The following is a 13,471-nucleotide window of genomic DNA, read 5'->3' on the forward strand; positions in this document are numbered from 1 at the left end:
TGCCTCACACTAGGGGCCGGCCAGCCGGCTGCCCCTCATCACAATAGCCCGGAGGTACCCTCATGGATGACCGCAATAAAAAGCGCCTACGCCGCCTGCTCCTGCTCCTCTTTATCGCAGCTATGGTGGTCCTGGGCATCTTAGTAACCAGACATCTGGCCCCCACCTTCCGCAACATGCAGGATGCAGAAGCGGTCCGGGCCTGGGCCGAAGCCCACGGTTTTGCCGGCCGGCTCCTCTTTGTCCTGGGCATGGCCCTCCAGGTTCTGGTGGCCGTCGTCCCCGCCGGCCCTATGGAAATCGCCGCCGGCTTTGCCTATGGCCCCTTACATGGGACCCTCATCTGCACCCTGGGTATGGTCATCGGGTCCAGCCTGGCCTTTTCCCTAGTCAAGCGTTTTGGCGAGAACTTCGTCAATTTCTTCTTTGAGAACAACCGTCTGGAAAATTACGACTTCCTGACCAACCCACGGAAACTCCATGGCCTGACCTTTATCTTCTTCCTGATCCCGGGCACCCCCAAGGACGCCCTGACCTACCTCCTGGGCCTAACCAATATGAGCCTGGTTAACTTCCTCATCATCAGCAACCTGGCCCGGATTCCCGCCACCCTGGTCAGTGCCCTGGCCGGCGATGCCATCGTCAGTGGCCAGGTCCTCAAGGTCGCCCTCCTCTTTATTGGGACCTCCCTGGTCTCCCTCCTGGGCTACCTGGCCTACAACCGTTACGAATACCGCCACCGGAACACCTTCCGCCGCCACCGAAAATAGATAAAGCCCCGGCTGCAACTGCCTGCAGTCGGGGCTTTCTTCTTGATGGCACTACCGTTTATTGGTTCGCCGCCAAATACCCTGGGCTTCCGCCGCCTGGATCAAGGCCTCGCGGAAGTCGGGGTGGGCAATATTGATGATGTTTTCAGCCCGTTGCCAGGTTGGCAGACCGACCTGGTGGGCCATCCCGTACTCGGTGACGATGGTCGGGACTTGGGTCCGGGGGGTTGTCATAACATCCCCCTCAGTGAAGGTCGGCATAATCCGGGAGTGAACCACCCCGGCCTTATCGGTAAAGGTAGAGCTCATAGCCAGGAAGGCCTTGCCGTTTTCCGATTCAAAGGTCCCGGTAACGAAGTCCAGCTGGCCACCGGTGCCGGAAATCTGCCGGGTACCGGCGGTCTCCGAGCAGACCTGACCGTAGAGGTCCATGGCAATGCAGCCATTGATGGAGACAAAGTTTTTAAACTGCCGGATAGTGTCCGGGTGGTTGACATAGCCAATGGGGGCAGAGTAAATGCTCTGGTTTTCATGGAGGAAGTCATAGAGGTCCCGAGACCCGTTGGCAATAGAGAAGACCCCCTTGCCCCGGTCGATTTCCTTCTTCATATTGGTGATTTTCCCGGCCCGGTAGAGGTTCAAATAGCCGTCACTCATGAGCTCGGTATGCATACCGATATCCTTGAGGTCGGATTCGGCAATCAAGGCCCCTAGGGCATTGGGCATCCCGCCAATCCCCAACTGCAGGGTCATCCCGTCAGAGAGTTCCGGGAAAATATAGCCGGCAATCTTTCGGTCAATCTCCGTCGCCGGCGGCGCTGCCGCTGTTGGAATCTGGGCATCGCTCTCGACAATCTTATCCACCTGGGAAATATGGATATGGTCCCCGGTCGTCCCATAGACCCGGGGCATGTTGGGGTTCACCTCAATGACGATATACTTGGCAACATCAATGATATCCTGGACACAGCAGTTGGTCAGACCGGTGCTGAAGTTGCCATAGGCATCCATGGGGGAGACCGTCAACATCAGCACATCAACCGGGGCATAGCCCTTCCGATAATAGGCCCCCACATTGCGGAAAAGCATGGGGTTAAAGAAGGCCTTACCCTGGTCGATATAGCGGCGGTCTAAGCCGGAGCAGTGCCAGGCATTATAGATAAAGGACCCCTCGCCGGCCTCCACCACCTGGAGGGGTTGCATGGTAATAGAACTCCGCACCTTGACATCAGACAGGTCCCCATGCCGGGCCGCCAGGGCCTCATCCAGCCGAACTGGAATAGCACAGGTTTGGCTGTAATCGACCCAGTCACCACTTTTAACAATTTGGACCGCCTCTTCAGGCGTGGTTAATTTTTCTTGATAGGCTTGGCTGAAATCCATATAAATCCTCCCTTATTGCTGATCACATGCGATATACCTCTATTCTACCCCATAAAAGGATAAGGGCCAACAGGTTTTTCACAATTTGTTGATAATTTGCTTGTTTCAGGGATTTTTCCTATATTTTTTAAACACCTGTAGATTTTTACTGGATAGAAGGCCAATTTCATCCGCCTCACCGCCCTTGCTGATGATTGACATGAAAAAAACCACCCTTTCAGGTGGTTTTATTCGTCTTCCGGTTCAAACGATATATGGTCGCTGCAAGGAACAGACTTGGTCGCTTTAAAGATTTCCATTGGGATGCCTTCCCCATCCGGAAAAGCGTCACAAGTCATGACCGGCTCACTTTTATCCCCATCTTTTATATCGTTAGGATGCCAGGGCTTACACTCAGCACACTTAGAACTTTCATTTTTTCTCCTTATAAAACGCTTTACAAGCCTTTTAATATCCCCAGATACGTCATCATTATACTTCATGGGCTTTAAGGACACAGTAGATGCCTATGAAGTTATTCCTATGCAAGGGTTTTCATTAATCTAGAATTTCGATGCGCTCGATTTCATAGTCATTGATTTCATAGAGGATCCCGTGCTCCCTAACAGTAATATTGTGATGCTCATCTTCCCCGGGCTCCGGCCATAAGTATTCAGTGCAAAACCCTTCGCTGATGATTCCGCTCGTTAATGTAACGCGAACCTGATGCTTTGCAGCTTTTTTCATTTCCTCAATTGTTACCATCTTTAGCGTTCCTCCCTAGGTACAATGTGCGTCCTTTTTTTTCTTTGAATTAGGAACCTTTAATATTATAGCTCAGGCAAACCACGCTTTTTTAAAATCTCTCTAGGATCATCCACAATTTTAAAGATACCGCCTGGGGAATACCCTGTTGCAGGCGCTGGATTTGACAGCGAATAGATGTAATCTTCTTCACTGTCATCAACAACCTTAATATATCCGGTTTCGTCTTTTACAAGGTTATAGTCTTTGCCATCTGTCAGCCCATCAACACCGAAGCTTTCACCGAAATATCGGACTCTTCCTACATACTCAAGAGGAATGGTCTTCCCCAATTCACATTGATAAACATCAATGGTTTTCATTTTTTGCGCTCCTTTCTTCTTTTTTTATTTCATCCGGCTTATCCTCATAAAAATATAATCGGTCCTGCAGGAACAGAGACCCTTGTCGCTAGAGGAGCCTATAAGGCGATTATCACCGTTACTTGTAATATCGAACACGTCATTTGCCTGCTCTTGCCCCGCTTACGGCTCCAGGTCACCTTAGCACCTATACAACGATTATACCCAGCAGTGACCGTCCATTCAAGCTTGCCATCTGCCGCTCCCTGCTAGCCGATGAGAGGCCCTCCCATATGTAAGGCAGTGGGGCTATTTGCCCTCGGTCCTTCCTGCTCTAGCTGCCTTCGGATGGCCGGAGCAAGACACCGTAAATGCGAACACAAAAAAGCGGTTTACAGGTAATCTGTAAACCGCTTAAAAATGCCTCGAGCCGGAATCGAACCAGCGACACAGGGATTTTCAGTCCCTTGCTCTACCGACTGAGCTATCGAGGCAAACGACGCAGATGGGACTCGAACCCACGACCTCCAGCGTGACAGGCTGGCATTCTAACCAACTGAACTACTGCGCCAAAGTGGACGATGACGGGCTCGAACCGCCGACCCCCTGCGTGTGATGCAGATGCTCTCCCAACTGAGCTAATCATCCGAAGGGTCTGACCTGTAGGGGATTCGAACCCCTGAATGCCAGCGTGAAAGGCTGGTGAGTTAAGCCACTTCTCCAACAGGCCCAGTTATTTTGTAGCCCCAACAGATACTAATATTACACGAAGATCCTTATTCTGTCAAGAGCTTTTAAAAAAAGATTTGTTTTCGGTAAATTCCGTCAATAATGGCCACAAAAAAAGCAGCTGCATGACAGCTGCTTTTATATTTCCTTTAGGCCAAGGAGTCTTCCAGGGCCTTCCGTTCTGCTTCTTTTTCAGCTTCAGCTTCTTCCAGGGTTTTCTCAACAGGAAGGCCGAATTTCACCATCCGGTCACGGAATTGGTCTTCATAGTCCATATAGCTATGGAATTCAACCACCGGGTTCCAGGGGTTGACGTGACGGACTTCCCGGCTATTGGTACATTGGTTCCGGGTGGGGCTCATAAAGACGCCTACAGCGTGCATGAGCTTGCCCCAGGGGAAGTAGATCAGGAGGGTGCAGACGAAGGTCAGGTGCATGAGGAAGAAAATGCTCAAGGTCCCCGGTTCAGGTACAACCGGCTGGAAGGTCAAAAGGCCCACCATGACTTCGCGCACGCTGGTCACGTCGGTCCGGGTCGGTACCAGGTAGCGCATGGCCATCCCGGTTAAGGCGATGGCAATCAGGAGCAGCAGGGGGAAGTAATCGTTTAAGAGGCTAATGTAGCGCACCTTGGGCAGGAGCAGGCGACGGAGCAGGAGTAAGCCGGCCCCGGCTAGGAACATAAAGCCTGTGATGTAATAGTGGTGTAAGTCAATTAAGATAACCCCGTCAATCTTGTCAAGCAGGGTCACCAGGGCCGGTACTTTCGCGGTAAAGAAGCGGAAGTGGCGGATCAGGGTAAAGAACATCCCCCAGTGGAAAAGGATGGCGAAAATCCAGAGCCATTTTTCCCATTGGAAGGTCAGATTCCCGTCTTTTTCAAGTTCCGCCTTGCTGTTACGGAATAAAGACCGGAAAAAGACCACTTCCAGGAACATCCGAAAGTAAAGGGCCGGACGGGACCGGGGGCATTCCACCGGGTTCCATTTGATGAAGTCCAGGCTCTTGGCCTGTCCACAGGTGGTGGCAATATTAAAGGGGACCGGCGATTTGCCCCAATTGGCAATCCGGTAGATAACCCCAACCACAAAGAGGGTAAAGGCCAAATAAGGCAGGACCACCGTAAAGAGGCCGGTCAGGCCCATGAGGCCACCGACGACCACTGCGAATAAGGCTATGACAAGGACGATCACGCAAGCAGTAATGAATCCCATTATTCAACCTCCTTTTCATCATTGCCTTCAGCATCTGCCGGTTCTTCCGGCTCCGGTACATACCGGGGACGGGTATCGACATAGGTGCCACCCCGACGGTTCAGCTCATAGGCCAGCTGGGACCGGTCATACTTATTGGGGAAGGCGCCTTCATCGCGGTCATACTTAACCACCGTAATTAGCTTAAAGAGCAGGCTGATGATAAAGATACCGATGGCATAAACCCCGATGATGACCAGGATTTCCGCAAAACCGGGGATGTAATCCACGATTTCGCCGAAGGGGTTTTCAGATAAACCGCCGATAACAAAGGTGAGCCCTTTTTCAATGTATAAGGCGATGAATAAGCAGGCACACCCGACACCCATGGTGGCATAGTTAAAGCGGAATTTGGTCGGTAAAAGCAGGACCAGGGCGATGACCGTCGTGATCCAGAAGACTGTCAGGAAAGGGACCCATTGGTTGTTCCCTTCATAACCGAAGAAAAGATAGGTCAGGGCTGTCTTGTGGGCCGGTACATTGGAGTAGTAGGCCGTAAAGAATTCCCCGGCTTCCATGATGAGCATGGCAATAAAGGCATAGACAGCCGTTGTGGCCAGCATTCTCATGGCCTTTTCGCCGGCATCAAAGCCGGTCAGGCGTTTGAGCAAGAGGCACAGGAGAATAATGAGGGCCGGCCCGGTAGCAAAGGCCCCGGCCAGGAACTTGGCCGGCAGGACAGCCGTCAGGAAGTAGTGGCGGCTGGGCAGACCTGCATACAGGAAGGCCGTAACAATATGGATGGAGAAGGCCACCGGCACAGAAATCATGGCCAGGACTCTTACCCATTTCTTATAGTGGACGCCCTTATTTTCAGCCTGCAGGACTTGGTAGCCCACGACCAGGTTCAGGACCAGGTAGAGGGGAATGACCACAGAGTCCCAGCAGAGCATGGACTGGGGTGTCCAATAAAGCCAAACGTTTAAGATTTTTTGCGGGGCCCCGACGTCAACGACGACGAATAAGAGGGCCATGACCAGGGCGGCAATGGCCAAAAATTCGCCAACGACGGTGATCCGGCCATACTCTTTCACATTGTGGAAGTAATAGGGCAGGACAATCATAACGCCCCCGGCGGCCACCCCGACGAAGAAGGTTAAGTGACCGATATAGAGGCCCCAGGATATATCCCGAGAGAGCCCTGTCACCTGGAAACCATTGATCATCTGGTAGGCATAGGCGGCACAACCGATGACAATAACGGCGAGTAAGAAACACATCCAGGCCCAGTACTTTTTGCTGGACCGCTTGACTAAGGCTTTTTCAATCATGCTTCTTCCCCTCCTTTCAGGTTGACCCGGTAGTAGACCTTAGGCTCTGTGCCATAACCCGGTTCACGGGCAATGACCATTTCACTGGCGATGGCCTTGGCCACTTCTGAATTGGGGTCATCCAGGTCCCCGAATAAAATAGCGCCATTGGATTCTTCTACGCAGATGGGCAGTTCACCCTTGGCCAGGCGTTCTGCACAGAAGTCACATTTTTCAACAACCCCTTTACTCCGGGTGGGGTAGGCAGGGTTGAGTTCTTTAATATAGGGACGCGGGTCTTCAAAGTTAAAACTCCGGCTCCCATAAGGGCAGGCAGCCATACAGTTCCGGCAACCGATGCAGCGGTGCATGTCCTGGATGACAATCCCTTCTTTATTGGTAAAGGTGGCCTGGGTTGGACAGACTTTGACGCAAATCGGCTTCCGGCAGTGGTTGCATAGGGTGGTAAAGGGGACGCCCCGCCACTTTTCACTTAAGCCCGGGCTGACCTGGCTATGGAAGAGGGCCTCAAAGGGTTCATCCCAAATCCACTTGATTTCATGTTTCTTTTCGGGGATATCCGGTACATTGTGGGCCTGGTGGCAGGCGGCCTGCATCCGGTCGATATCGGCCTTGGTCAGTTTAGACGAATCAATGAGCATCCCCCAGTTTTTGCCATTGACGGCCTTGGTGGGGGTCATGAATTCACCGCCGCCAATCCCCTTGGTTTTCATGCCGCAGCCGGCGAGCACACCCATACCGGCAGTGGCAGCAGATAGTTTTAAAAATTGTCTTCTTGAAATTTTAGCCATTATTCGTCACCTCCTGCTGTAACGCCCTCTTTTAAAGCGCCACCGTTATCAGCTGTCGGGTTCACATGGCAGGTCCAGCAGTTGGGGGTCACGTCATTATAATCGTGACACTTCTTACAGAAGTCTTCATAATTGCTGTGACATTCTAAGCAGGTATTTTGTAAAGATACCTCATAAGCCGTCCCGTCCGGGGCCACAAATTCACGGTTATTGCCACGAATGGCTTGCTTCTTCCATTGGGCCAGGACTTCCATATGGTGGGACCGCATGTATTCAACATCATAGATGCAGTGGGCATCGTCGCCCATGGCCTTGATGGCCGGGGTATCCAGGCTGACTTCCGGTGCAGAGGCTTGGGCTCCGCGGCCGATGTTGAGCCAGAGGGGGGTGGTTACCACCAGGACAAAGACCACGATACCGATAATGATATTACGCTTATTCATGGCCTACCTCCTCCATGACCGGGTCTTGGTTTTGCAGGGGTTCAAAACGGAGGTTTTCTTCCCGTTCTTTTTCCCCTTTCATCACCAGGGCATTACCGACCAATTCATGGACGCCGCAGACGTCAACGCCGGGCACCCAGTAGTTCATGAGCGGCGGCAGGGCTGCCCGGTCAATGGCGCAAACGCAGGAAAGCATGTTGACCCCATGTTTTTCATGGACATACTTAACGGCATTGGCCCGGGGGAAACCGCCCCGCATCCGGAGTTCCATGTTTTCTTCAGCGTTCAGGCCGGAGCCGGAGCCGCAGCAGAAGGTTTTTTCCCGGATGGTGTCTTCAGGCATTTCATACCACTCGCAGACATGGTCGAGGATGTAGCGGGGTTCTTCTAAGAGCCCCATGGCCCGGGCCGGGTTGCAGGAATCGTGGTAGGTGGCCACAATCCCCTTGTTCCGGGACGGGTCTAGTTTAACCTTATTGTGGCGGATACAGTCGGCTGTAAATTCCGTCACGTGGATCATCTTGGTCGAGGCGGCGTTTTCAAAAACGGTCCCGGTGATGGGGTTTTTCGGCACTTCTAAGAAGTTGGCCGGCCCGTTCATGGTATCCATGTACTGGTGGATAACCCGCCACATGTGGCCGCATTCCCCACCAATGATGAATTTAACGCCTAGACGCTGGGCTTCAGCGTAAATCTTTTGGTTGAGCCGCTTCATCATTTCATTAGAGGTGAAGAGCCCGAAGTTCCCGCCTTCTGAGTTAAAGGTACTGACGGTATAGTCTAAGCCTAACTCGTGGAAGAGCATGAGTTGACCCATGAGGGTGTAGTTCCCCGGGGTCGCAAAAATATCCCCGCTGGGCGGCACGTATAAAATTTCTGCGCCCTTGCGGTTATAGGTTAAGTCTAAACGGACACCGGTGATATCTTCGATATCGTCCAGCATCATATCGTAACTGTCCACAATCCCGTGGGGTTGGATCCCTAAGTGGTTCCCCTTTTCAAAGCAGTTGGCCACCGGGGTAACAATCCAGTCAATATTAAGCCCGACCAGGTTTAAGAGCTCCCGGGCCAGCATGGTGATTTCCGCCGTATCAATACCATAAGGGCAGAAAACAGAGCAGCGGCGACATTCGGAGCATTGGAAGAAGTAGTAGAACCATTCTTTTAAGACGTCTTCCGTCAGTTCCCGGGCACCGACCATCTTGGCCATAAGCTTACCGGCCAGGGTAAACTCTTTCCGGTAAACACTCCGCAGGAGTTCCGCCCGTAAAACCGGCATGTTTTTCGGGTCACCACTGCCTAAGAAGAAGTGGCACTTGTCTGAGCAGGCCCCACAACGGACGCAGCAGTCCATAAAGACCTTCAGGGACCGGAACCGGTCCAGACGGTCCCGTAAGCCATCTAAGATAATTGTTTGCCAATCCGGCGGCAGCTTCCAGTCATCATCAGGGACACGCCATTCACGGGCATTCGGCAAGCTCACTTTTTCCAAGCTTTCGGGCTTACCGGCGTGGCAGAAAAACCCTTCCCGGATATCGGTCTTGGTTTTCATCCACCCAGTGGCTGGCGGGTTATAACTGATGTTGAGCAGCTCCTCCGGTTTTGGAAGTTTTGCCATATCATTACACCCCTTTACTCTCGTCCGATGGGCAATGGCGCGCGGACGGACAGCTGCCGCAATCGGCGCTTCCCTCATCCCCCATTGAACTTGCACAACGCATAAAATCCTCCATATCAAGGGCCTGGTCTAATAAATTGGCGCGCACCAAAATATCATTGTTGGCCTTGATTTGAGCCAGGCGCATTTCATAAATTTGAACGCGCCGCTCATAGTAAACATCGAAAGCATACAGGGCAACGGTGTCCAGCTCATCAAAAAAATCAATAAGTGCTTCAGGCGCCACAAGCCATTTCCCCTTGGGGCAAACGGCCCGCATCACCACCTGCTTAAAGGCCGGAAACACGCTGACCGCCTTAGACGGACTCACTTCCTGTACCGCTTTGACTGCCATGATGTTGGCCACCTGGTCAAGGACCCGGTCCTCGTCAGGTGCCGGTTGCAACAATTCCTCCAATAACGCCGTCAGACTTTCGTACAAGGTGGCGCCAACCGGGTTGTTAAACCCGTCCACCACCTTTTCGAAAAAAGGACGGCTGGCTTCCGGATAGGCGGAGAGCGTCAGCTCAAACCAGTCATCCCGAAGCGTCTTCAGGTGCTCCTGCAAAAAAGGTTTCAGCTCAAGCACCCGACCACCTCCTCCGTGTTAGAGATAGCTGTGTAGGCCCGGTAAGAGGTAACTCACCCCAAAGAAGGTAAAGACCACCACAGCAAAGCCGAGTATATTTAAATAGGCAGCTTGTTTATTGCGCCACCCACCCACTCGCAAGTGTAAGTATAAAGCATAGACCAGCCAGGTCACCAGGGCCCAGACTTCCTTCCAGTCCCAGCTCCAGTAGCTCCCCCAGGCATATTCTGCCCAAATGGAGCCGGTCACGAGCATAACCGTCAGCAGGGGTAAGCCCAGGAGGACCAGGCGATAGGCCCACTCATCCAGCCGGTCCGTGGTCTTGTCCACCTTCCGGGTGACAATGACCAGGGATAAAACAAAGGATACCGTCAGCACGCTATAAGATAGCATGGCGGAAAGCACATGGACCGATAGCCAGGGAGACCGTAAAGCCGGCGCCATCGGCGCCACTTCGTGGTTCTGGGATAAGACCCAGGCCGCTAAAATAGCGATCATGATGCTGAGTAAAACCACCACAACCGGCATCCGCAGCTTGCCCAAGAGGAAAATGGTAAATAAGAATAAGACCGCACAGAGCCAGAGGCTGAAGTCCAGCCCGCTGGATAAGGGCAGGTGGTTCATTTGAACGCCCCGGAGCACCAGGATGCCCGCAGAACAGAGAAAACCTAAAACCGCCGTCACCGTTGCCAGGCTACGGGCCGTTTTTTTAGCCGACGCCGCGCCGGCCAGGGCTGTACAGATGGCCAAGACCAAAGGGGCCGTCATCAGTAAGTGTTGCCAGTTAATCATTCCTTTTTGTCACATCCTTTATGGATAGGTGTTGGGCCAGGCGCTTCCGCTCCCGCCCTTTGGCATCCAGGCGAACCGCCACGGCCCCGGTCGGGTCAAGGCGGACACCTACCGCCGCATAGCGGCCTAAAAGCAGCATAAATGAGGCCAGAGCCGCCAGCACAAAGCCGGCAAAAACCGCCTGGACCCCATGGCCGTACTTTAATTCTAAAACCGTATATTCCAGGGGCCGGATATAATCCAACCGGTTGCCGTTGGTTAAATTCAGCCCGGCGCCGGGCTTTAAGGCCTCCTGGCGGATCATCTGGCCATCCTTATCATATTCCATATAGAGGAGGGCCTCCTTGCCCATGGCCTGGAGGATAAAGTAACCATCTGCCAGGGGAATCTTCTGGTCTTCAGGGAAGGCATAGCCCCCACTGGTTTCCGCACTATCGGTGGTAAAGTTGACGTCAAAGCGCCGCCCATAGCCCATCTGGTAAATGGATAGGCCCCCCTTCTTATAGGGGTGGTTGACCCGGGTATCCCCGCTGCCAACCGGCCCGTCGGCACCGAAAAGCTCAAAGGTCGTCCGCCAGTTATCCACATGGCCCTGGCGGTCGTATTCCGTCTGGAAGGACTGGACCGCCAGCTCCTTGAGGTCTGTTGCCTCAGCAATCTTTTTCGGTACGGCCTGGATATCCCCTTCCGCCACCTGCATGGTGGCCTTGACCCCAAAGTTGGATAAGACCGCCCCCACGATAATGATTAATATCGCCAGGTGGAGGACATGAGGGGCCAGGAGGGGCAACCGTCCCCTGACCCCGTAAAGGTAGCGGACCTCCCCCTGCCGGCTTTCCTGGACGGCAAACCGGTGCTTGGCGAAAAAGGCCCGGACACTCTCTTCAGAGGCCTCTGAGGCCTGGTAGGCCCCCGCCCCCTCGGGCAGGTCCCGGACCCCCCGGCGCAGGCGTTTGGCCAGCCGGGGCAGGATGCTGAGGGTACAAGTTAAAAGGTTCACAAAAAAAAGGCCCACAACCACCAGGAAGGGCGTCGAGGAAAAGACCTCCGCCTGGTCAAAAATCGTTGCTGAAACCGCCATGCCGGCCAGGGTTGCTATTAAAATAACCGCTAGGCGGATTGATGAAATAAACTTGAGCATATCTCCTCCGCTCGCTCTCCAATGGCCTTTACATCTCTTGCCTGATTAAAACCGGAAAGCGTACTTCGGTCATTATATCATGTTGCCAAAGGCTTTAACAAGTTTTCCCTCTTTCTAAACGGGCAATTGTAAAATTATTATTTATCTTAACTATTCTGAAATGATGACCTCGGCGGCCATCTTATCCTGATTTTATTGTGAAGTCCAGTACAAGTAGTCTGGGCTCAGTTTCCCGACCGGGGCATACAAAAAGGGCCGCCCCACCGGGGCGACCCTTACGCTGCGATTTATTCTTCTGCCATCAAGTGGGCTTCCATCTTGGCGGAAAGCTTGTCAATGGTTTCCTTGCTAACAATATGCTCAATCCGACAGGCATCCTGCTCTGCCGTTTCCGGGCTGACATCCAGGAGACTGATCAGGGCCTCCTTAATGAGGAGGTGGCGCTTATAGACTTCTTGCGCCTTTTTCAGGCCGTCATCGGTCAGGTGGATGAATTTTTTCTTATCCATCATGATGAAGCCTTTTTCTTGTAAAATTTTCATGGCCCGGCTGATAGAGGGCTTGGAATAGTTCATGGCATTGGCCACGTCAATACTCTTCACTTCCCCCTGCCGATTTTGCAGGCGCAAGATACATTCCAAATAGTCTTCCCCAGACTCATAAATTTCATCATTCGTGGTGTTCGTGGTCATGCGTATCCTTCCTTTCATGAGAGACCAGCTTCGGGCCCCCTTGCCGCCGGCGCCAAAGCAGGACTGCTCCGGCGCCAATGAAAAGCAGCAAGCTAATCACCTGGGCCATCCGTAAGGGACCAAGCATCAGGCTGTCTGTGCGAAAGCCTTCAATTACAAAACGTCCAACTGAGTAATACATCAGGTAGATTAGGGCCACTTCCCCCTCCCGGACCCAGGGGCGCCGGGCAATGACCATTAAAATCCCGAACCCCAGGAGGTCCCAAAGGGATTCGTATAAAAAGGTCGGATGGTGCCACTGGCCGTTGATTTCAATGGCCCAGGGCACATCGGCCTTATCTACCGCATAGCCGTAAGCTTCCCGGTTAAAGTAGTTCCCCCAGCGGCCAATGGCCTGGCCTAAAATCATCCAGGGGGCAATGATATCCGCCAGCTGCCAAAAACGAAAGCCATAGTGGCGGCTGCCTAAAAAGAGGGTCAGGGTCCCGGCGATAAGCCCGCCGTGAACAGCCAGCCCCCCATGCCAAATGGCCATGATTTCGCCCGGGTGGGCGGCGTAGTAGGGCCAGTTAAAAACCACATAGTAGAGCCGGGCCCCCAGGATGGCCATGACAATCATGACCATCACCAGGCTATAATATTTTTCTTCATCCAGGCCGGCCTTCTTGACCCCGCGGCCGGTCATCATCAAGGCGATGAGAAAGGCCAGGGCAATAAGAATCCCGTACCAGCGAACCGCCAGGGGGCCTATTTGAAATGCAATCGGATCCACACTTGCTCCTTTCAGCCGGAACCGCTAGAGGGCGGTGCTTACAACAACATAAAAAGCCACATTGCTAAACTCTTACCCCATTTACCAAAGGAAGAAACATCAT

At 52.9% G+C, this 13,471-nt stretch carries 15 protein-coding genes and 4 tRNA genes; 1 reads left to right on the forward strand and 18 read right to left on the reverse strand.

Annotated features, from left to right (window positions below; translation table 11 throughout):
- The first annotated feature begins 62 nt into the window (after window positions 1-62).
- Window positions 63-770: a TVP38/TMEM64 family protein gene (locus ACKQTC_RS04955; RefSeq protein ID WP_408977328.1), complete on the forward strand. Its 708-nt coding sequence runs from the start codon at window positions 63-65 to the stop codon at window positions 768-770.
- 51 nt (window positions 771-821) lie between these two features.
- Here the strand turns inward: ACKQTC_RS04955 and ACKQTC_RS04960 are convergent, their stop codons facing one another.
- The 18 genes from ACKQTC_RS04960 to lgt all read right to left on the reverse strand — a co-directional run bounded on the left by ACKQTC_RS04960 (window position 822) and on the right by lgt (window position 13,368).
- Window positions 822-2,153 (reverse strand): acetyl-CoA hydrolase/transferase family protein, encoded by a 1,332-nt coding sequence (locus ACKQTC_RS04960; protein WP_408977329.1) that lies wholly within the window; start codon window positions 2,151-2,153, stop codon window positions 822-824.
- A gap of 227 nt (window positions 2,154-2,380) precedes the next feature.
- The gene (locus ACKQTC_RS04965; RefSeq protein WP_408977330.1) at window positions 2,381-2,635 is read right to left on the reverse strand and encodes a hypothetical protein; all 255 of its coding nucleotides are present in this window, start codon (window positions 2,633-2,635) and stop codon (window positions 2,381-2,383) included.
- A gap of 55 nt (window positions 2,636-2,690) precedes the next feature.
- Window positions 2,691-2,897 (reverse strand): hypothetical protein, encoded by a 207-nt coding sequence (locus ACKQTC_RS04970; protein WP_408977331.1) that lies wholly within the window; start codon window positions 2,895-2,897, stop codon window positions 2,691-2,693.
- A 65-nt stretch (window positions 2,898-2,962) separates the two neighbouring features.
- Window positions 2,963-3,259 (reverse strand): hypothetical protein, encoded by a 297-nt coding sequence (locus ACKQTC_RS04975; protein ID WP_408977332.1) that lies wholly within the window; start codon window positions 3,257-3,259, stop codon window positions 2,963-2,965.
- A 400-nt stretch (window positions 3,260-3,659) separates the two neighbouring features.
- Window positions 3,660-3,732, reverse strand: a tRNA-Phe gene (locus tag ACKQTC_RS04980).
- A gap of 3 nt (window positions 3,733-3,735) precedes the next feature.
- Window positions 3,736-3,809, reverse strand: a tRNA-Asp gene (locus ACKQTC_RS04985).
- 4 nt (window positions 3,810-3,813) lie between these two features.
- Window positions 3,814-3,886 (reverse strand) — tRNA-Val (locus ACKQTC_RS04990).
- Window positions 3,887-3,894: 8 nt separating this feature from the next.
- Window positions 3,895-3,968 (reverse strand) — tRNA-Glu (locus ACKQTC_RS04995).
- Window positions 3,969-4,116: 148 nt separating this feature from the next.
- Window positions 4,117-5,181, reverse strand: a complete 1,065-nt coding sequence (gene dsrM / locus ACKQTC_RS05000) for a sulfate reduction electron transfer complex DsrMKJOP subunit DsrM (protein WP_408977333.1) — start codon at window positions 5,179-5,181, stop codon at window positions 4,117-4,119.
- The gene (gene dsrP, locus ACKQTC_RS05005) at window positions 5,181-6,491 is read right to left on the reverse strand and encodes a sulfate reduction electron transfer complex DsrMKJOP subunit DsrP (RefSeq protein ID WP_408977334.1); all 1,311 of its coding nucleotides are present in this window, start codon (window positions 6,489-6,491) and stop codon (window positions 5,181-5,183) included. The genes dsrM and dsrP overlap by 1 nt, the downstream gene beginning before the upstream one ends.
- Complete coding sequence (gene dsrO / locus ACKQTC_RS05010; RefSeq protein WP_408977335.1) at window positions 6,488-7,282, reverse strand: sulfate reduction electron transfer complex DsrMKJOP subunit DsrO; 795 nt, start codon at window positions 7,280-7,282, stop codon at window positions 6,488-6,490. Before dsrO ends, dsrP begins: the two co-directional genes overlap by 4 nt.
- The gene (dsrJ, locus tag ACKQTC_RS05015; RefSeq protein WP_408977336.1) at window positions 7,282-7,725 is read right to left on the reverse strand and encodes a sulfate reduction electron transfer complex DsrMKJOP subunit DsrJ; all 444 of its coding nucleotides are present in this window, start codon (window positions 7,723-7,725) and stop codon (window positions 7,282-7,284) included. Before dsrJ ends, dsrO begins: the two co-directional genes overlap by 1 nt.
- Complete coding sequence (gene dsrK, locus ACKQTC_RS05020; protein ID WP_408977337.1) at window positions 7,718-9,343, reverse strand: sulfate reduction electron transfer complex DsrMKJOP subunit DsrK; 1,626 nt, start codon at window positions 9,341-9,343, stop codon at window positions 7,718-7,720. Before dsrK ends, dsrJ begins: the two co-directional genes overlap by 8 nt.
- Before the next feature lie 4 nt (window positions 9,344-9,347).
- A complete protein-coding gene (locus ACKQTC_RS05025) occupies window positions 9,348-9,971 on the reverse strand; it encodes an RsbRD N-terminal domain-containing protein (protein WP_408977338.1) in 624 nt (207 codons plus the stop codon).
- An 18-nt stretch (window positions 9,972-9,989) separates the two neighbouring features.
- Window positions 9,990-10,763 carry a cytochrome c biogenesis protein CcsA gene (gene ccsA / locus ACKQTC_RS05030; RefSeq protein WP_408977339.1) on the reverse strand — a complete coding sequence of 258 codons (774 nt, stop codon included), beginning with the start codon at window positions 10,761-10,763 and terminating at the stop codon, window positions 9,990-9,992.
- Window positions 10,756-11,904: a cytochrome c biogenesis protein ResB gene (locus tag ACKQTC_RS05035; RefSeq protein WP_408977340.1), complete on the reverse strand. Its 1,149-nt coding sequence runs from the start codon at window positions 11,902-11,904 to the stop codon at window positions 10,756-10,758. The genes ccsA and ACKQTC_RS05035 overlap by 8 nt, the downstream gene beginning before the upstream one ends.
- Before the next feature lie 287 nt (window positions 11,905-12,191).
- Window positions 12,192-12,596: a metal-dependent transcriptional regulator gene (locus ACKQTC_RS05040; protein ID WP_408977341.1), complete on the reverse strand. Its 405-nt coding sequence runs from the start codon at window positions 12,594-12,596 to the stop codon at window positions 12,192-12,194.
- Window positions 12,574-13,368: a prolipoprotein diacylglyceryl transferase gene (gene lgt, locus ACKQTC_RS05045; RefSeq protein WP_408977342.1), complete on the reverse strand. Its 795-nt coding sequence runs from the start codon at window positions 13,366-13,368 to the stop codon at window positions 12,574-12,576. The genes ACKQTC_RS05040 and lgt overlap by 23 nt, the downstream gene beginning before the upstream one ends.
- Between the last annotated feature and the right edge of the window lie 103 nt (window positions 13,369-13,471).

It is taken from the genome of Peptococcus simiae, from assembly GCF_046097595.1.
In the GTDB taxonomy this organism is placed as follows: Bacteria; Bacillota; Peptococcia; order Peptococcales; family Peptococcaceae; genus Peptococcus; species Peptococcus simiae.

What these genes read in the sequence shown, in the direction of transcription:
- ACKQTC_RS04955 (WP_408977328.1), top strand. Translation starts at nt 63, where the DNA reads ATGGATGACCGCAATAAAAAGCGCCTACGCCGCCTGCTCCTGCTCCTC.
- dsrO (WP_408977335.1), bottom strand. Translation starts at nt 7,282, where the DNA reads ATGGCTAAAATTTCAAGAAGACAATTTTTAAAACTATCTGCTGCCACT.
- ACKQTC_RS05040 (WP_408977341.1), bottom strand. Translation starts at nt 12,596, where the DNA reads ATGACCACGAACACCACGAATGATGAAATTTATGAGTCTGGGGAAGAC.
- ACKQTC_RS04965 (WP_408977330.1), bottom strand. Translation starts at nt 2,635, where the DNA reads ATGAAGTATAATGATGACGTATCTGGGGATATTAAAAGGCTTGTAAAG.
- dsrP (WP_408977334.1), bottom strand. Translation starts at nt 6,491, where the DNA reads ATGATTGAAAAAGCCTTAGTCAAGCGGTCCAGCAAAAAGTACTGGGCC.
- ACKQTC_RS05035 (WP_408977340.1), bottom strand. Translation starts at nt 11,904, where the DNA reads ATGCTCAAGTTTATTTCATCAATCCGCCTAGCGGTTATTTTAATAGCA.
- ACKQTC_RS04975 (WP_408977332.1), bottom strand. Translation starts at nt 3,259, where the DNA reads ATGAAAACCATTGATGTTTATCAATGTGAATTGGGGAAGACCATTCCT.
- dsrJ (WP_408977336.1), bottom strand. Translation starts at nt 7,725, where the DNA reads ATGAATAAGCGTAATATCATTATCGGTATCGTGGTCTTTGTCCTGGTG.
- dsrK (WP_408977337.1), bottom strand. Translation starts at nt 9,343, where the DNA reads ATGGCAAAACTTCCAAAACCGGAGGAGCTGCTCAACATCAGTTATAAC.
- dsrM (WP_408977333.1), bottom strand. Translation starts at nt 5,181, where the DNA reads ATGGGATTCATTACTGCTTGCGTGATCGTCCTTGTCATAGCCTTATTC.
- ccsA (WP_408977339.1), bottom strand. Translation starts at nt 10,763, where the DNA reads ATGATTAACTGGCAACACTTACTGATGACGGCCCCTTTGGTCTTGGCC.
- ACKQTC_RS04970 (WP_408977331.1), bottom strand. Translation starts at nt 2,897, where the DNA reads ATGGTAACAATTGAGGAAATGAAAAAAGCTGCAAAGCATCAGGTTCGC.
- ACKQTC_RS04960 (WP_408977329.1), bottom strand. Translation starts at nt 2,153, where the DNA reads ATGGATTTCAGCCAAGCCTATCAAGAAAAATTAACCACGCCTGAAGAG.